The following is a 16,398-nucleotide window of genomic DNA, read 5'->3' as shown; positions in this document are numbered from 1 at the left end:
AGGGCGGCGACGCCTGAAGCTAAGCCTTACTAATCGCTCGAGCGGCTTGATCTCACTCCAACGAGACGCGCCGCGCGCAGCGGCAAGCCTGTTCAGCACAGCGAACGTCAGTCCAAACAAAGACTTGACGCAAACCGCCGGTTCAGATACAAACATCCTCCCTTCACTTGCACAACAGCGCGAAACAAACGTTGGTTCGGCTGCGACCCCTGGAAACAGGACGCCGCAGCGGTTGGTTGTCGGTCTTGTGCCTGCGTGACCTGGTGGTCATGGCGAGGCGCCAAACACCCGATCCCATCCCGAACTCGGCCGTGAAAAGCCTCTGCGCCGATGGTACTGCGTCTTAAGGCGTGGGAGAGTAGGTCGCCGCCAGGTCGCTCAGGCACAAGAGACAACCACAACGATCCAACAAAAACGCGCCGTCATCTCACAAACCCACCTCCACACAGCGCGCCACGCACCAAAGAACACTCGCGGGGTGGAGCAGCCCGGTAGCTCGTCAGGCTCATAACCTGAAGGCCGCAGGTTCAAATCCTGCCCCCGCAACCAAATCATAAAGCCCCTGAAAGCAAACCGCTTTCAGGGGCTTTTTGCTGTGCGCAATTCCGCCTCCGGAACGGCTCACTGGAAGCCTCGTGGAAGCGACAGAAGGAAAGCTTCTGGATGGATTCGGCGGATTGGATGGATTTTTAATGGTTGATTCGTTCCCTTCAGCTCCCGTTCAGCAAGCGATGACAAGGTCGGCGCCGAACCTACTTTTGCATAAGGCGCACTCCACCATCATGAAAACATCATTCGACTGCGGGATGGTCCTGGCGGCGGTTCTCTGCGCGACCATGGCGGGCAACGCGGCGCAAGCGGCGGAAAACGAGGCCGGCAAACCATCCAATGACTGGACCTTCATGCTGGGCGGCGGCGGCATGTACGCGCCGGATTATGAAGGCTCCAACGACTACAAGGTGCTGCCGATCCCGATTGTCGAGGTGTCCTGGCGGGACCGGGTGCGGCTCACCACGAAGGGAGGACCGGGACTCCTGATCACTCCGTTCGCCACCGATGCTGTGAAGATCGATCTTGGTCTCCGCTACGATATGGGGCGCAAGGAAAGCAGCAACGACGCCTTGAAGGGGTTGGGCAATGTGGACGGCGGCGCGGTGGCCGTTGTTCGGCTCGGCTATGAGATGGGGCCCGTGGGATTCGGTTTGGAAGTTGCCCGCGACCTGGGCGGCGACCGCGATGGCCTCGTGGCCACGGCCGAAGCGGAGTATTCGATCCGCTTGTTCGGCGACCGGACCCGTTTGAGCGTATCGCCGCACCTCACCTGGGCCGACGACCATTACATGAGCAGCAGCTTCGGCATAACCGCCGCCCAATCCGCCCGATCCGTCCGCCGATTGGCCCGCTACGACGCGGGCGCTGGTTTCAAGGATGCGGGCGTCGCCGTCGGTGTCGGCTATGCCCTGACCGACTCGATCCAAGCCATGAGCCGGTTGGGCTATTCCCGTATGCTCGGCGACGCTGCCGACAGCCCGCTCGTCAAGCAGGAGGGAAGCGCGGATCAATTCAGCGCGCTCGTCGGTCTCAGTTATCGCTGGTAGGAAACCCGCCGTCGTCCGTCAGGGCTTGGTGAACCAGCCCTGGCGTTGCAGTTCCTCAAGCAGCCAGCGCGCGCCAATACCAAGGGGGCGGCTTCGGTCGTGGATGGCGAACAGTCCGATTGATCCCGGCAGCACCGCCGGGTCGTCGATCGTCAGGCGCACCAAGCGACCGGAGTCCAGGGCCGTTTCCACGAGATGATGCGGCATGGTTCCCCAGCCGAAACCCGCCAGCAGAAACTCCAGACGGCTGGCGATGTCGACGAAACGCCACACGCGTGGACTGACGACGCTGAAACTGGGACCAGGGCGTTGCAGCGGATCGGTCAGGATCAGTTGCACATGCTCGGCCAGGATGTCCCGCGTCAGTGGGCGCGTCTCGCTTGCCAGGGGATGCGTCGGCGCCACGACCGGCGCCAGCGTGACCTGTGTCAGCGCCGTCGCCTGCAAATCCTGCGTGGTGGACGGCAGCAGCGCGCACAGCCCCAGCGTGGCGCCGCCATCGCGCACACGTCGCTCCGCAGCTCCGATTCCCTCGGTGAACAGCGTCACCGTAAGATCGGGAAAGGCGAGTTGCAGGTTGGCCAGCCCCCGGATCACCGGACCCGTCGGCACGAAACTGTCGACGGCGATCGAAAGCTCAGGCTCCAATCCCGCCGCGATCGACTGCGCGGCGCGTTCAAAGGCCTCAGCCTGGCGCAGCACCTGCCGCGCCTGAGCAGCCAGCACGCGGCCAGCCTCGGTGAAGCGTGGCGTCCGACCGCTGCGGTCGAAGAGCTGGAGTCCTTGCGTGTCCTCAAGCGTCTGAATCGCATGGCTTATGGCGGATTGCACGCGCCGGAGCTTGCGTCCGGCGGCTGAGAAGCTGCCCGTTTCCTCGATGGCGACGAGCACGCGCAATTGGTCCAACGTCAAGGCGCCGATCACATTCCATCTCCTTTATAGATGGTTTTCATCGAAATCATATCGCTTCCGAAGATGGTTTTCGACCGGCAATGTGGTGGTCGGCAACGATGCCGCCGACAACGCCATAACGGAAGGATCTCCCCATGAGCAGCGCAACCCTTGCCCCTCGTCGCAACCTCCTTGGTCCCGGACTGTGGACCGTTCAAAGCCTGTTGGCGCTCTTCTTCGTCTATGCTGGCGGAACCAAGCTGGCCATGTCGGCAGACCAGCTCGCCGCGATGATCCCTTGGACAGGGGATTATCCGCGCCTGGCGGTGGTGACGGGCGTTGTGGATCTGCTCGGCGGCCTTGGCGTCCTGTTGCCGTCGCTGACGCGCATCCAACCGCGTCTGACGACGCTCGCCGCAATCGGCATCATCGTGTTGCAGGTGTTGGCTCTGCTGTTCCATCTGACGCGCGGCGAAGCGGCGGTCGTGCCTATGAACGTGGTGGTGCTGGCTCTGACGGCCTTCGTCCTGTGGGGACGCGGTCGCGCCCTGCCGATTCACCCCCGCTGACCGCATCCAGCCCCAATTCCATCCCGCTCCGACCCTATCCGGTTGATTGCCATGCGCATGCCCACACACTTCCTGCGCCACGGTGGCGGCCCTTGGCCGTGGATGCAGGCTTCTCGCCCACGCGCTGGCCCCCGGACCTGGCGGCCTGTGGGCGCGCGACGCCCGGCCCGGCCAATTGGTCCGTCTGTTCGGTCCACGCAAGTCGTTGGACCTGTCCCGATTTGACGCGAGGACCGGGATGCTTGTCGGCGATGAAACCGTGATCGGCCTCGCCGCCGCGTGGCGACCCGCCCAGGCCCTTTTCGAGGTTGGCGACCGGAACGCCATGCATGGCGTCACCGATTGGCTGGGGCTGCGCGCCACCGTGATCGACCGACAGTCGGATGACGGCCATCTCGACAGGCTGACCGGCGCTTTGCTCCATGCGGGGAATCAGGACACCGGCTTCGTCCTTGCCGGGCGCGCCCGGACGGTCCAAAGCCTGTTGCGGGCGTTGCGGAAGAACGGCGTCACCCCGAATCGCATTCTGACCAAGGCCTATTGGGCCGAGGGGAAAGTCGGCCTCGACTGACGCGCCGTTCCGGTTGGATGGTCGTCGTCCCTGCGGCGACCGCGATCCGGTGTGTGGGCGGTCCCCCCCCCCGCAGTTCCCCCGTTGGCGGCAAACCCATCCTGATGCGTCAGTATGGTTCAGGCTGGCTTCAGGTTCTCGCGGCAACTCTGGCGTCAAGCTGTTGGGAGCAAGCCGTGCGGATTTTGCTTGTCGAAGATGACCCCCTGATCGGCGACGCGATCCGCGCGCGGCTGATCCGGGCTGGAATGACCGTCGATTGGCTTGAGGACGGGGCGAGTCTGGATGGGATCGTGGAATTGGCGGGCTTCGATCTGATGATCCTTGACCTGGGCCTGCCCGACCGGGACGGCTTCGAGATCCTGCGTGAGCGGCGGACTGATTGGTCGGGAACGCCGATCCTGATCCTGAGCGCGCGCTACGAACTGGACAACCGGGTGCGTGGTCTGGATTTGGGCGCCGACGATTATCTGGTCAAACCCTTTGAGATGGAGGAGCTTCTGGCTCGCTGCCGGGCGCTTGCCCGCCGACGCGGCAACCCTCTCTCGGATGTTCGGCAATACCGGGATTTGAGGATTGACCCCGCTTCCTTCATGGTGTGGCGCGGCGGCGAGAGCGTCGCGCTGACCCCGAAGGTGTTCGCGCTGCTGTTGCGTTTCATCGAAAATCAAGGGCGCGTTCTCACGCGCAACACGCTGGAGGAGCATCTTTACGGTTGGAACGGCGAGGCCGAGAGCAACACGCTGGAGGTCTTCGTGTCGCAGATCCGCCGCAAACTGGGAGCCGATCTGATCCAGACGATCCGTGGGGTCGGCTACATGCTGCCGAGGGAATAGAATGCTGTCGATCCGCGCGCGGCTGCAACGTCGTCTGGCTTGGTTGATCGCGGCGGTTTGGGCGCCGGCATCGGTCCTAATCATCGTGGCGGTCGCGCTGGAATACAGTCAGTCGATCCACAGCCGGACCGCCCACACGGCGCAACTGATGCTGGCTTTCGCGTCGAGCCAGCCGACGCCAGCCATCGCAACGCCGCCGATGACGATGCCGCGCCTGGAACAGCGGTGGGGGCCGGACTTCGATCCTGGTGATTATCTGGTCGTCGTCAGCCGCCAAGGGCAGCTTCTCTACAGTTCGCAGGCGCTGCCGCCGGATCAACTGCTGGCCTTGCCAATGCATGGCGAGACCGATATCGGCGACACCACGCGGATCTTCCATGGTTTCGAGGACAAGCGCAGCGGCACCCGGGTGGTGATCGGCGTCAATCTGTTCGATCCGTTGTTCTCTTCGCTCCATGTGGCGGGGCTGGCCGCAGCCTATGTGCTGGTCAGCACGATCCTGATCGCCATCACTCTTGGTGTCGGCGTCCGCTCTGGTCTGGCGCCGCTCGGCGCGTTCGCCCGACAGGTGCGCGAGCGCGGCGAGGACAATCTGGAGCCGCTGGACGAGACGGAGGCCCCGGACGAATTGCGTGGGGTGGCTCATGCGCTCAACGCCCTGATGGCGGGACTGCGCGTTGTGCTGGCGCGCGAGCGTGACTTCGTTTCCAACGCGGCGCACGAACTGCGCACGCCGCTGACCGCGATCCGAGCGCAGGTCGAAGCCCTGGGAGAGGATCTGCCTGACAGTAGCCGCCCCCGCTTCGCGAACATCCTGCAAGCGACAGATCGGGCCGGACGGCTGATCTCGCAGCTTCTCGACGTCACCCGCTCCCAGTCGGTTGATCTCGCGCAGAATCCCGCCGACCGCATTGATTTGGTCGGGGTCGTCCAGTCGGTCGTCGCCGATCTGGTCCCATTGGCGAACAGGCGGAGGGTGGAGGTCGTTCTGGAATCGCCCCGTTCCGCTTGGGTCACGACGCGCCCGGAACTGCTTGCCATCGTGCTGCGCAACATCGTTGAAAATGCGCTCAAATATGCCGGAGCGCCGGGCCGTGTCGTCGTCACGATCACCCCCGGTGCCGACATACCCGTCGCCGACATCGCCGCCGATGATCCGACCGCCTTTGATCTGCTGGTGGAAGATGATGGCCCCGGCTTGGCCCCGGAGGCGTTTCAACGGGCGTTCGCGCGTTTCCAGCGGCTGGGGCGCTCTGGCGACGATGGGGTGGGGCTTGGCCTGTCAATTGTCGCCGAACTGTGTCAGCGCATGGGTGTGCCCGTGGAGCGGTTGGAGCCGGGGGCGCTGGGTGGATTGCTCGTCCGCTTGCGCCTGCCGGGGGCGACTCTGCCCCGACCGGTGATGGTCGCCTCAACGCCCCAGACCGTCGCGCCATCGCGTTGAACAACACATCCTGAAATGGTCAGTCGAAGCAATCCACATGATGAATACGGATATGGGAGCGAGCCGATGAAAGCCGTTCTGTCGCATCGCACGTTGTTTCCGGGGCGGGCGGTTGCGCTCGCCTGGCTTCTGGCTGTTGGCGCCTGCGCCGGAACGCCGGTCGATCCGGCCGCGCGCGTGGGCCATGATGGGGGGAATGATCCCGCCGAGCCGATGAACCGCATCATCTTTCAGGGCAATCAATGGATTGACCGCAACGCCTTGCAACCCGTGGCGCGAACTTACCAGACCTATGTTCCGGCCGCCGCCCGCGACGGCCTGCGCAATGTCAGTCAAAATCTGCAAGCGCCCGCCGTGCTGGTGAACGACATGCTCCAGGGCAACATGGGGCGGGCCTGGATCACGACGCAACGCTTTTCCGTCAACAGCACGCTGGGCGGCGCCGGGCTGTTCGATGTGGCGAGCGACTGGGATTTGCCGATGCACCGGGCTGATTTCGGGCAGACCCTGGGAGTCTGGGGCGTCGGATCCGGCCCGGATGTCCAGCTTCCTCTGTTTGGATCCTCCAATGTGCGGGATTCGGTTGGAACGGCTTTGGGGTTCTTCGGCGATCCGGTCGGCTATGTTCCGGGCGCGCAGGTGGTCCAACTTTCGGCCGCCGCCGCCGGAATGGTCGATGGGCGCGCCCGGATGCTGCCCGTGACGGAGGATTTGGAGAGAAATTCGATGGATTACTACGCCACGCTGCGCAGCGTGTACGCGCAGCATCGCGAGGCCTTCGTTGAAGAGGGCAGGACTGGCGGTCAGCCGACCAATGGAAAGGCGGAGTCTTTGGAGTTCCCACCCTGAAAGGACGCCAACGTCCGCCCCCTGTTCCGTCGTCCATTCCAAGGAGGTTCGCGCTCATCAGCGCAGACGGGGCGCAGACGGGGCGCTATCACCCCGTCTCCAACCGCAAGACCCGCCGCTGTCCTGCGCTTTGGCGATCAGAAAAACGCTCCAGGCCGTAAACCGACTCTGGAACAGGTCATGTCACGGATAATTGGCGATTTCGACGAGGTTGTCATCGGGGTCACGGATGTAGACGGATTGAATGGGACCAATCGCGCCCGTGCGCGCGACGGGGCCTTCTTCGATGACGACCTCCTGGCGCTGAAGATGCGCGATCACCTCCGCCAAGGGCGTGTTGGTGATGAGGCAAAAGTCGGCGGAACCGGCGGTTGGGCGATGGGCCTTCGGCTCGAACTCCTTGCCAACCTCGTGCAGATTGATTTTTTGCTGGCCAAAGGCCAGAGCCTTGCGACCCTGGCCGAAGGTGACGCAGTTCATGCCCAGGACGCGTTGGTAAAACGCGCAGGTCCGTTCGATGGAGGCGACGGTCAAAACAAAATGGTCAAGGCGCACAATCATGAACGCTCTCCGCATGATGGCCCGTCATCCCATGGCTGGGCGACGGGAGGGCGTGATTTTCCGAGGGTGGCGCGTGGGCGGTGATGTTACCGGGTGCCGTTGCCAAAGTGGATCTGTTCCATTTCCCGACGCAGCGTGAACGCCGCCAACGAGGAATCGATCTCCACATCGTCCCAGGTCACGGCTTGGTCCTTGGCGATGGGGCGCACGACTTTGAGATTGTGCGCCAAGCCCAGCGGAACACAGCCCTGCGCCACCGATTTGGCCGCCGGAGCCAGCTTGCCGAACACGGTGTAGCCGCCTTCGCCATCCAGAATCTCGCCAGGGGTCAAGGCGCGTTTCGTCGTGGCGACCACGTCGGCGTTGAAGCAGGTGGCGACGCCGGTCGGCTCGCCGCGCAACCCGACGGACGCGACCGACACGCTCAGTTCCAAGCCGATCAGGTGCCATTTTTTGTAGGCGCACATGTAACGCCCGCTGGGGTCGGTGACGACCTTGTACTCTTCAAAGCAACGGCGCAGATACTCGGTGTCGCCCTCGAAGCAGACCCAAACCCCCTTGCGGATGTCGTAGGGGATCGGCGTTCCGTCGGTGCGCAGGCAGGAGATCACCTCCACCATGCCCTTGCGGGCGAGAACGCCGCCCTCGGCGACCGGGCGCATCAGGGTGGGGATGTCGTCCACCGAGCCGGGGGGGAAGGCCAAACCATCGTCGGGGGCCTCCAGGCCGGTGGCGTTGGCGATGGCGGTGCTTTCAATCGCCGGTTTGGAGCCATCGAGGAAGGCGTTGAACATTTTGGGGTTGAGACCGCCGACCCGCGCCTGTTCGGCAGTCAGGCCCCAGAAATTCCAAACGGTGTCCGGCGTGGATTCGCGGTAGTGCGGCAACCATTTGTGGCCCCGTCCGGCGGCGGTGATGGGAAAGCCGCAGGTGCGCGCCCAATCCACCAGATCGCAGGCCAGCGCCGGTTGATCGCCATAGGCCAGGCTGTAGATCACGCCAGCGTCGCGCGCCTTGCGCGCCAGCAACGGACCGCAAAAGGCGTCGGCCTCCACGGTGACGTTCACCACATGCTTGCCGTTTTGGAAGGCCGCCAGGCAATGATCGACCGCCGCGATCGGGTTGCCCGTGCATTCCAGGATGATTTCGACGCCCGGATGGGCGACCAGGGCGCGCCAATCGTCGCTGACATGGGTCCCGCCGGTCTTCACCGCGTCGTCGAGCGACGCGGCCGCGCAGCGCTCCTTGGGCCAGTTCACGCGCGCCAAATTCTCCATGGCGCGGGTTGGCGACAGATCGACAACGCCGACCACCTGGATGCCCGGTGTCCGCAGGGCCTGGGACAGATACATGGCGCCGAACTTTCCGGCCCCGATCAAACCGACGCGCACCGGGTTCCCGGCGGCGTCGCGTTCGCGCAATTTGCTGAACAGATTCATACGGACCTCCAGCGTGGCGGAAGAACCGCCACGCCCTGTGTCATGAGGGTGGGGAACAGCCGTGACCGCCGAAACCCGATCAGTCGGCGTCGGGCATCAGGAAACGGAAGTCGCAGCCGTCCGGGGCTTGCGTGACCTCGCGGCGGTAGAGCGCCTTGTATCCACGGCGCGGCTTGGGCGGTGCGCGATGGTCGGCCAGACGGCGGCGGATTTCGGCATCATCGACCAGCAGATCGATCCGCTTTTCCGCCACCGACAGGCGGATGCGGTCGCCGTCGCGCACGGCGGCCAGCGGCCCGCCCGCCGCCGCCTCCGGGGCGACGTGCAGAACAACGGCGCCAAAGGCCGTGCCCGACATGCGGGCGTCGGACACGCGCACCATGTCCTTGACCCCAGCCTGGGCCAGCTTTTTGGGAATGGGCAGGTAGCCCGCTTCGGGCATGCCCGCCGCGTGCGGCCCGGCGTTCTTCAGGACAAGCACATCGGTCGCGGTGACGTCGAGGTCGGGATCGTCGATCCGGCGGCTCAGATCCTCCAGATCCTCGAACACCACGGCGCGGCCCTCGGTTTCAAACAGCGCCGGGGTGGCGGCGGCGCGTTTGAAAATCGCTCCGTCCGGGGCCAGGCTGCCCTGAAGGGCGATCAGGCCGCCCACCGGGGACACCGGGTTGGACGCCGGACGGATCACCGCTGGATCCACCCAATCCAGCGGCTCCTCCAACCGTTCGCGCAAGCTGCGGCCCTCCACGTCGATGGTGTCGAGGTGCAGCAGCGGGCGCAGCTCGCGCAGCACCGCGCCGACGCCGCCCGCCGCGAAGAAATCCTCCATATAGCCTTCGCCCACCGGCTTGAGATCGACCAGAACCGGCGTTTCGTCGGAGATCGCGTTCAGCCGGTCCATCGGGATGCGGATGCCCGCCCGTCCGGCGATGGCGGTCAGGTGGATGATGGCGTTCGTCGAGCCGCCCAGCGCCATCAGCACGCGAAAGGCGTTTTCCACCGATTCCCGCGTGATGATCTGCGACGGGGTGATCGGGTTGGCGATCAGGCGCACCGCCGCCTTGCCGCTTTCCTCCGCCGCCACCAGACGGGCGGAATGCACCGCCGGGATGGCGGCGGTTCCCGGCAGCGACATGCCCAGGGTTTCGGCGATGCAGGCCATGGTGCTGGCGGTGCCCATCACCGCGCAGGTCCCCGCCGTCACCGACAGCCGCCCTTCCACGGTGGCGATCTCCTCGGCATCGACGGTTCCCGCCCGGTATTTGCCCCAGAAACCCCGGCAATCGGTGCAGGCCCCCAGCCGCACGCCCCGGTGGCGTCCGGTGGACATCGGTCCCGTCACCAACTGGATCGCGGGCAGGCCCGCCGACACGGCGGCCATCAATTGAGCCGGAACGGTCTTGTCGCAGCCGCCGATCATCACCACCGCGTCCATCGGCTGGGCCTGGATCATCTCTTCGGTGTCCATGGCCATCAGGTTGCGGTACATCATGCTGGTGGGGTTGAGGAACACCTCCCCCAACGACACGGTCGGGAAGGCCATCGGCAGCGCCCCGGCGGCCAGAACGCCGCGCGACACCGCGTCGACCAGATCGGGCATGTGGCGATGGCAGTTGTTGAAGCCCGACGGCGTCATGGCGATGCCGACGATGGGCTTGCTCAACAGATCCGGCGACAGGCCGGTGGAGCGGGCGAAGGAGCGGCGCAGGAAGCGCGCGAAATCACGGTCGCCGTAGTTGGTCAGGCCGCGATCAAGACCCTTGGGGCTGGTCATGCTGGAACATCCGTGATCGAAGGGGGGTGGGCGCGGAGAAGCCCGATCAAAGGGCGGTGGCGGTCTGACGGAAACGGACGCCCAGCAGCTCCTCGAACACGAGGATCATGCCGCCCTTGTCCTTGTCGCCATGCCCGCGCAGCAACGCCTGCTGATAGGTGGCGGTGGCCGCCGCCAGAACCGGCAGCGGAATGCCGACGCTGGCCGAAATGTCGGCCCCGCTGACCAGATCCTTGTAGGCGGCGCGCATCGGGTATCCGGCGCTGAAACGGTCCTGGAGAATGTTGGGAATGAAGAATTCGGAGGCGTAGCTGCGCCCGGTGCCGCTGTTGACCACCTGACCGACCTGCGCGGGATCCAGCCCCATCTTGACCGCCATCGGCAGAATTTCGGCCAGCGCGGCCATGTTGACGTCAAACAGCAACTGGTTGATGAGCTTGGTCAATTGTCCGCTGCCCGATCCGCCCATGTGCAGGATGGTGTTGCCCATCACGGCCATCAGGGGGCGCACCGTCTCGAACGCGTCGCGCGGGCCGCCGCACATGAAGGTCAGGGTTCCATCCTTCGCCCGCGCCTCCATCCCCGATACCGGGGCGTCGAGGAAGGTGACGCCGCGCGCGCTGAGGTCCTTGCCCACCTGCACCGCCGCGCCATAGGTGATGGTGCTGGTGTCGACCAGGATTTGGCCAGGGCGCAGCCGCGCGGCCAGCCCATCGTCCCCGAACAGCAGGGATTTCAGCACATCGCCGTTGGGCAGGCTGAAGAAGATGACATCGGCGTCGGCGGTGTCGCGGGCGTCCGTCGTCGTCCGCACCGTTTCCCGGTCAAACGCCGAGAAGGAATCCGGGCGAAGATCGCTGACCGTCAACGGGTGGCCCGATCCGGCAAGGTTGAGCGCCATGTGCTTGCCCATTTGGCCAAGCCCGATAAATCCGACCTTCATCTCGTTTCCCCACTTATTTTGCCCAGTCAACTGGATCGCCGGTCGATGCGGACGCGCCACGCGTGCCGGGCGGGTTTGGTGGCTTTGCGGACCATTGCCGCCGTGTTCGACGATGGATGAACGATGAACCGGGGAAAGCGACGACGCCATCAACCGTTGGCGACGGTAACCATCGTCGCTGAAGATGGTCCGTTCCGCGTATTGGGAACGCGGCTGTCCTGCGTGATCGCGCCGGATGAGCGGATGGGGTCAGCATCGCGGATGGCGATGGTCGGGGCCGCAAGGGGCGTCTTCAGCGCGCCGCGCCGTCCATGCGAGGCTGTCCTGCCGGATCGACCGCCATCCGGGTCGAACCACGGAGCGGGCGCGCCGCCATCGTTTCATCGCCCAGGAAATTAGCAGCAAGGACGACCGTCATGAGCGTGGAAACGGGCACCACAGACAACGCAGCCTCGCCATCGCTTGATGGTCCCTTGACGCGCCTGCGCGTGCTGGAATTGGGACATTTCATCGCCGGGCCGTTCTGCACCCGCCTCATGGCCGATCTTGGGGCCGACGTCATCAAGGTGGAGGCCCCCGGTCGCGGGGATCCGGTGCGGGGCTGGGGCGAGATGCAGGGCGGTCGGTCGTCCATCTGGTGGTCGGTGCACGGGCGCAACAAGCGGTCGATCACCCTGAACATGAAGAGCGCGCGGGCCAAGGAGATGCTGCTCGCTCTGGTGCGGGAATGCGACGTTCTCGTCGAGAATTACCGGCCGGGCCAGTTGGAGCGCTGGGGCCTGGATCACGACGCGCTGCAACGCGCCCGCCCCGGTTTGGTGCTGGTCCGGATCTCGGGCTATGGCCAGAGCGGACCCTACGCGGATCGGTCGGCCTTTGGCGTGATTGGCGAGGCGATTGGCGGCATCCGTCGGTTGACCGCCTTTCCCGACGGCGTCACCGATCTGCCGCCCGCCCGCACCGGCGTCAGCCTGGGCGACAGCGTCGCCGCCCTGTACGGCGCGTTCGGCGCGCTGGCCGCGATTTTGGACCAACGCGCGCGGCAAACCCCGGAATTGCGGGTGGTCGATGTCGCGCTGACCGAATCGGTTCTCAGCCTGATGGAAGGGTGTCTGCCGGAATATGGGTTGTTGGGCAAGGTGCACGAACCGACCGGCTCGACCCTGCCCACCAACGCGCCGTCGAACGCCTACCGCTGCAAGGACGGCGAATGGGTGCTGATCGCCGCCAATTCGACCCCGTTGTTCGTGGCGCTGGCCACGCTGATGGATCGGCCCGCTCTGGCGCGCGATCCACGCTTTGCCGAAAACCCGGATCGGGTGCGCCACGCCGAGGCGTTGGACGCGATCATCGGGGAGTGGACCGCTGGCCTGACGGTCGATGATGCGGTTGAACGCCTTGCCGCCGTCAACATTCCGGCGACGAAGATCTATTCAATCGCCGACATCGCCAACGACCGGCAGTTCCTGGAACGCGGCATGATCCGGGAGGTCGTGGATCCGGCCTTTGGAACCGTGCTGCATCCGGCACCCTTGCCGATGTTCAGCGGCGGTGTGGGCGGCGGCGCGATCCGGTGGCCCGGCCCGGAGGTGGGCGCGCACAACGCCGAAGTCTATGGCGGTTTGCTTGGGTTGTCTCAGACCATGATGGAACAGCTTGCGGCGGAGGGGGTGATATGAGCGTCGTTGAGATTGTCGAGGTTGGGCCGCGCGACGGCTTCCAGGCCGTCGTTCCCATCATCCCGACGGCGGACAAGATCGCGCTGTGCCAAGGTCTGCTGAACGCCGGTGTCACGCGGTTGGAGGCTGGCGCCTTCGTCAGCCCAAAGGCCATTCCGCAGATGTCCGATGTCCGGCAGGTTCTGGCCGCCATCGGCAAGCCTGCGGGGCGGCGGATATCGGTGCTCGCCCCCAACGCCAAAGGCGGGTTGCTGGCGTTGGAGGCCGGGGTGGACGAGATCGTGTTCGTGATTTCGGTGTCCGAAGCGCACAACCGCTCCAACGTGGGACGCACGACGGACGAGTCCTTCGCCGACCTTGCGGTTCTGCTGCGCGCCGCGCCGCGCGCCTTCCGGCTCCGCCTTAACCTCGCGACCTGCTTCGATTGCCCGTTCGAGGGGCGGGTGGACGAGGACCGGGTGTGCGGCTTTGTCGAGCAGGCGCTGGCGCAAACGTCCGCGCTGGAATTTGGGGTGTGCGACACCACCGGACGGGCCTTTCCCGACCATGTCCGTCGCTTGATGGGGCGGCTGCGCACGCACTACGGGTCTGAGCAGGTCGGTTTCGCCTTTCATGGGCACGACACCTACGGGCTGGGGATCGCGAACGCGCTGGCGGCCTATGACGCGGGCATCCGCGTGTTCGACGCGGCGACCGGGGGATTGGGCGGTTGCCCCTTCGCGCCGGGCGCCACCGGCAACACGGCCACGGAGGATCTGGTCTTCACCTTCGCCAACATGGGGGTGCGCACCGGCATCGATCTGGACCGTTTGCTGGCCGTCGCCGACCGGGCGGTTGTCATTCCCGGCGCGTGCGTGGGCGGGCATGTCCGCGCGTTGCCCCGCCATCGGGTGGTGGCGGCGTGACGGTCAAGGCGGGGGTGAGGCGCGCGGTTGGTCCCGTGGCGGGGGATCACTCGGCGCTTTGCCCCCGCAAATGGTCGATCAGGACGCGCACCACCTTGGGCAGGCTGGACATCTCGCGCGCGGCGATGCGGATTTCGCGCGCCGCCCATGGTTCGGCCAGGGGAACCACGGCCAAACGCGAGGTTTCGGCGTAGGGCAGGGCGGCCCCATCGGGCAGGATCGCGATGCCCAACCCGGCGCGCACCATCCGCCGCACCCCGTCAAAGCTCATGGCCTCCACCCGCACGCGGACGCTGCGCCCAAGCTCGGCGGCCTTCGCCCGGAACATCGCTTGCAGCGAACTGCCGGTTTGCAGACCGACCAGATCATGGTCGAGCACATGGGCGAAATCGACGGAGTCCGCCCCGTCCAGCGCGTGGCCGCAAGGCACGATGACGACCAGGCGATCCCGGCGGTAGGACAGGGTTTCCAGGTCGTCGGCGGGCATGACGCCGTTGTAGATGCCCAGATCGGCCAAACCGTCGCGCACCAGAGAAAGGATGGTGTCGCTGTTTTCCTCCCGCAGCTCGATCCGCACATCGGGGTTGGCGTTGACGAAGCTGGCCAGATCGTCGGGCAGGAATTGCGCGATGGCGGAGATGTTGGCGGCGATGCGGACATGCCCGCGCACGCCGCTGGCGAATTCGCTCATGTCGGCGGACATGCGTTCGGTCATCTGCGTGATGGCGCGGGCGTGGCGCAACAGGACCTCGCCCGCCGGCGTCAAGGCGACCCCCCTATGGCGGCGGTAGAGCAGGGGCACGCCCATCCCGTATTCCAGATCGGCGATCCGCTTGCTGACCGCCGACGCCGCGATGTTGTGCAGCGCCGAGGCTTGGGCGATGTTCCCGCATTCCGCTACGGTCGTGAACAGTTGAAGCGTCAAAAGATCGTGGCGCACCATGTTGAGCCTCCCTGCCGGTCGCCGCGCGGTGCGTTCAGGCGACGGCGAGGGCCGGGCACAACGCGCGTCGAGCCATCGTGTCCCCGTCTTTGCCATCATGCAATTCGCCATTCGGGGCGAATGGCATCGTCAACAGCGATGGCTGTGCGCCGCTGATCCGCCGTCATCGCCAAACGCGATGTCGCGCGTTCCCAAACAGTGATTCCGCCGGGTCGGGTGGCGTGGCCTTATCGAAGACGTCGCCGATCATCCGCAAAAAGAACAATCGACACCGGTTCGCCCGGCGGGATCGGCGTGGTGTTGCGCACCGCCGCCAATCCATGGACCGATTTGGGAGGAATGCATGAAGATTCAGTCTTGGCTGATGGCCTTGACCATTGGCGCATCGTCGTTGGCGCTGATCCCCGGAGGGGCTGCGGCGCAGCAATCGCCCATCGTCATCAAATTCAGCCACGTCGTCACGCCGGACACCCCGAAGGGGAAAGGAGCGGAGACGTTCAAGGAGTTGGCCGAGGCGCGTTCCGGCGGCAAGGTGAAGGTCGAGGTCTACCCCAACAGCCAGCTTTACAAGGACAAGGAGGAGATCGAGGCGCTTCAACTGGGAGCGGTGCAGATGCTGGCCCCCGCCTTGTCGAAATTCGGCCCCCTCGGCGCCAAGGAATTCGAGGTGTTCGACCTCCCCTACATCTTCCCGAACACCGAAGCGCTGCGCAAGGTGACGGAAGGCCCGATCGGGCGGACGCTGCTGAAAAAGCTGGAATCCAAGGGGATCATTGGTTTGGCCTATTGGGACAACGGGTTCAAGCTGATGAGCGCCAACCGTCCCTTGCTGATGCCGGAGGATTTCAAAGGTCTGAAGATGCGCATCCAGTCGTCCAAGGTGCTGGAGGCGCAGTTCCGCGCCCTGGGCGCGCTGCCGCAGGTGATGGCCTTTTCCGAAGTGTATCAGGCCATGCAAACCGGCGTGGTCGATGGCACGGAAAACACCCCGTCCAACCAGTTGACCCAAAAGATCGACGAGGTTCAAAAGCACACGACGCTGTCGAACCATGGGTACATCGGCTACGCGGTGATCGTGAACAAGACCTTCTGGGAAGGCTTGCCGCCGGATGTCCGGACGATTCTGGAAGGGGCGATGCGGGACGCCACCGCCTATGTCAACCAGATCGCCCGGACCGACAACGACAACGCGCTGGCGGCGATGAAGGCATCGGGCAAATCGACCTACCACACCCTGACGCCTGATCAGGAAGCCGCCTGGCGCAAGGCTCTGACGCCGGTGCATGTGGACATGGGGCAGCGGGTGGGCCGCGATCTGATCCAGGCCATCCACAAGGAAACCGGCTTCCTCGCGCCATGAGACGTTGCGCGGCAGCGCCGCGTCGTCCGTTGCGAT

Annotated in this window: 15 protein-coding genes, 1 tRNA gene and 1 rRNA gene; 11 read left to right on the top strand and 6 right to left on the bottom strand. The window is 65.2% G+C overall.

All coding sequences use genetic code 11. The annotated features are described in order from the left end of the window. Nucleotides 1–259 precede the first annotated feature (259 nt). From rrf to ACODS4_RS04110, 3 genes are all read left to right on the top strand, one after another. Nucleotides 260–375, top strand: a 5S ribosomal RNA gene (rrf, locus tag ACODS4_RS04120). 97 nt (nucleotides 376–472) lie between these two features. Continuing rightward, nucleotides 473–549 (top strand) — tRNA-Met (locus tag ACODS4_RS04115). Between the two features lie 86 nt (nucleotides 550–635). Beyond that, nucleotides 636–1,598: a MipA/OmpV family protein gene (locus tag ACODS4_RS04110; protein ID WP_488860985.1), complete on the top strand. Its 963-nt coding sequence runs from the start codon at nucleotides 636–638 to the stop codon at nucleotides 1,596–1,598. Between the two features lie 18 nt (nucleotides 1,599–1,616). Here the strand turns inward: ACODS4_RS04110 and ACODS4_RS04105 are convergent, their stop codons facing one another. Then, entirely contained in the window at nucleotides 1,617–2,522 is a 906-nt protein-coding gene (locus tag ACODS4_RS04105) for a LysR family transcriptional regulator (protein WP_488860983.1), read from the bottom strand. A 122-nt stretch (nucleotides 2,523–2,644) separates the two neighbouring features. Here ACODS4_RS04105 and ACODS4_RS04100 point away from each other — a divergent pair, with 122 nt between their 5' ends. The 5 genes from ACODS4_RS04100 (at nucleotide 2,645) to ACODS4_RS04080 (ending at nucleotide 6,758) form a co-directional block, all read left to right on the top strand. After that, nucleotides 2,645–3,058 carry a DoxX family protein gene (locus ACODS4_RS04100; protein WP_488860981.1) on the top strand — a complete coding sequence of 138 codons (414 nt, stop codon included), beginning with the start codon at nucleotides 2,645–2,647 and terminating at the stop codon, nucleotides 3,056–3,058. 238 nt (nucleotides 3,059–3,296) lie between these two features. Next, a complete protein-coding gene (locus ACODS4_RS04095) occupies nucleotides 3,297–3,629 on the top strand; it encodes an SIP domain-containing protein (protein WP_488860979.1) in 333 nt (110 codons plus the stop codon). A gap of 176 nt (nucleotides 3,630–3,805) precedes the next feature. Then, the gene (locus ACODS4_RS04090) at nucleotides 3,806–4,465 is read left to right on the top strand and encodes a response regulator transcription factor (protein WP_488860977.1); all 660 of its coding nucleotides are present in this window, start codon (nucleotides 3,806–3,808) and stop codon (nucleotides 4,463–4,465) included. A gap of 1 nt (nucleotide 4,466) precedes the next feature. Beyond that, nucleotides 4,467–5,909, top strand: a complete 1,443-nt coding sequence (locus tag ACODS4_RS04085; protein WP_488860975.1) for a sensor histidine kinase — start codon at nucleotides 4,467–4,469, stop codon at nucleotides 5,907–5,909. Nucleotides 5,910–5,975: 66 nt separating this feature from the next. Beyond that, the gene (locus ACODS4_RS04080; RefSeq protein ID WP_488860973.1) at nucleotides 5,976–6,758 is read left to right on the top strand and encodes an MlaA family lipoprotein; all 783 of its coding nucleotides are present in this window, start codon (nucleotides 5,976–5,978) and stop codon (nucleotides 6,756–6,758) included. 183 nt (nucleotides 6,759–6,941) lie between these two features. Here ACODS4_RS04080 and ACODS4_RS04075 read toward each other — a convergent pair whose 3' ends face one another. The 4 genes from ACODS4_RS04075 to ACODS4_RS04060 form a co-directional block, all read right to left on the bottom strand. Continuing rightward, entirely contained in the window at nucleotides 6,942–7,319 is a 378-nt protein-coding gene (locus ACODS4_RS04075; RefSeq protein WP_488860971.1) for a VOC family protein, read from the bottom strand. Nucleotides 7,320–7,405: 86 nt separating this feature from the next. Then, nucleotides 7,406–8,758 carry an NAD(P)H-dependent oxidoreductase gene (locus ACODS4_RS04070; protein WP_488860969.1) on the bottom strand — a complete coding sequence of 451 codons (1,353 nt, stop codon included), beginning with the start codon at nucleotides 8,756–8,758 and terminating at the stop codon, nucleotides 7,406–7,408. A 79-nt stretch (nucleotides 8,759–8,837) separates the two neighbouring features. Beyond that, nucleotides 8,838–10,532 (bottom strand): IlvD/Edd family dehydratase, encoded by a 1,695-nt coding sequence (locus ACODS4_RS04065; RefSeq protein ID WP_488860967.1) that lies wholly within the window; start codon nucleotides 10,530–10,532, stop codon nucleotides 8,838–8,840. Nucleotides 10,533–10,578: 46 nt separating this feature from the next. Continuing rightward, on the bottom strand, nucleotides 10,579–11,475 hold the full coding sequence (locus ACODS4_RS04060; protein WP_488860965.1) for an NAD(P)-dependent oxidoreductase: 897 nt from the start codon (nucleotides 11,473–11,475) through the stop codon (nucleotides 10,579–10,581). A 416-nt stretch (nucleotides 11,476–11,891) separates the two neighbouring features. Between ACODS4_RS04060 and ACODS4_RS04055 the strand changes: the two genes are divergently transcribed. Together ACODS4_RS04055 and ACODS4_RS04050 are read left to right on the top strand one after the other, a co-directional pair. Then, complete coding sequence (locus tag ACODS4_RS04055) at nucleotides 11,892–13,154, top strand: CaiB/BaiF CoA transferase family protein (RefSeq protein ID WP_488860963.1); 1,263 nt, start codon at nucleotides 11,892–11,894, stop codon at nucleotides 13,152–13,154. Further along, nucleotides 13,151–14,059, top strand: a complete 909-nt coding sequence (locus ACODS4_RS04050; RefSeq protein ID WP_488860961.1) for a hydroxymethylglutaryl-CoA lyase — start codon at nucleotides 13,151–13,153, stop codon at nucleotides 14,057–14,059. The genes ACODS4_RS04055 and ACODS4_RS04050 overlap by 4 nt, the downstream gene beginning before the upstream one ends. A 46-nt stretch (nucleotides 14,060–14,105) precedes the next feature. Here the strand turns inward: ACODS4_RS04050 and ACODS4_RS04045 are convergent, their stop codons facing one another. After that, nucleotides 14,106–15,002, bottom strand: coding sequence for a LysR substrate-binding domain-containing protein (locus ACODS4_RS04045; protein ID WP_488860959.1), 897 nt, complete (start codon nucleotides 15,000–15,002; stop codon nucleotides 14,106–14,108). Nucleotides 15,003–15,345: 343 nt separating this feature from the next. Between ACODS4_RS04045 and ACODS4_RS04040 the strand changes: the two genes are divergently transcribed. After that, nucleotides 15,346–16,362: a TRAP transporter substrate-binding protein gene (locus ACODS4_RS04040; protein WP_488860957.1), complete on the top strand. Its 1,017-nt coding sequence runs from the start codon at nucleotides 15,346–15,348 to the stop codon at nucleotides 16,360–16,362. Nucleotides 16,363–16,398: the final 36 nt, after the last annotated feature.

This window comes from Azospirillum sp. FG154, from assembly GCF_057809575.1.
Note: the sequence above shows the minus strand (reverse complement) of the source record. Positions and strands in the feature narration are given on the sequence as shown.

What these genes read in the sequence shown, in the direction of transcription:
- ACODS4_RS04045 (WP_488860959.1), bottom strand. Translation starts at nt 15,002, where the DNA reads ATGGTGCGCCACGATCTTTTGACGCTTCAACTGTTCACGACCGTAGCG.
- ACODS4_RS04070 (WP_488860969.1), bottom strand. Translation starts at nt 8,758, where the DNA reads ATGAATCTGTTCAGCAAATTGCGCGAACGCGACGCCGCCGGGAACCCG.
- ACODS4_RS04040 (WP_488860957.1), top strand. Translation starts at nt 15,346, where the DNA reads ATGAAGATTCAGTCTTGGCTGATGGCCTTGACCATTGGCGCATCGTCG.
- ACODS4_RS04075 (WP_488860971.1), bottom strand. Translation starts at nt 7,319, where the DNA reads ATGATTGTGCGCCTTGACCATTTTGTTTTGACCGTCGCCTCCATCGAA.
- ACODS4_RS04080 (WP_488860973.1), top strand. Translation starts at nt 5,976, where the DNA reads ATGAAAGCCGTTCTGTCGCATCGCACGTTGTTTCCGGGGCGGGCGGTT.
- ACODS4_RS04085 (WP_488860975.1), top strand. Translation starts at nt 4,467, where the DNA reads ATGCTGTCGATCCGCGCGCGGCTGCAACGTCGTCTGGCTTGGTTGATC.
- ACODS4_RS04100 (WP_488860981.1), top strand. Translation starts at nt 2,645, where the DNA reads ATGAGCAGCGCAACCCTTGCCCCTCGTCGCAACCTCCTTGGTCCCGGA.
- ACODS4_RS04060 (WP_488860965.1), bottom strand. Translation starts at nt 11,475, where the DNA reads ATGAAGGTCGGATTTATCGGGCTTGGCCAAATGGGCAAGCACATGGCG.
- ACODS4_RS04095 (WP_488860979.1), top strand. Translation starts at nt 3,297, where the DNA reads ATGCTTGTCGGCGATGAAACCGTGATCGGCCTCGCCGCCGCGTGGCGA.
- ACODS4_RS04065 (WP_488860967.1), bottom strand. Translation starts at nt 10,532, where the DNA reads ATGACCAGCCCCAAGGGTCTTGATCGCGGCCTGACCAACTACGGCGAC.
- ACODS4_RS04050 (WP_488860961.1), top strand. Translation starts at nt 13,151, where the DNA reads ATGAGCGTCGTTGAGATTGTCGAGGTTGGGCCGCGCGACGGCTTCCAG.
- ACODS4_RS04055 (WP_488860963.1), top strand. Translation starts at nt 11,892, where the DNA reads ATGAGCGTGGAAACGGGCACCACAGACAACGCAGCCTCGCCATCGCTT.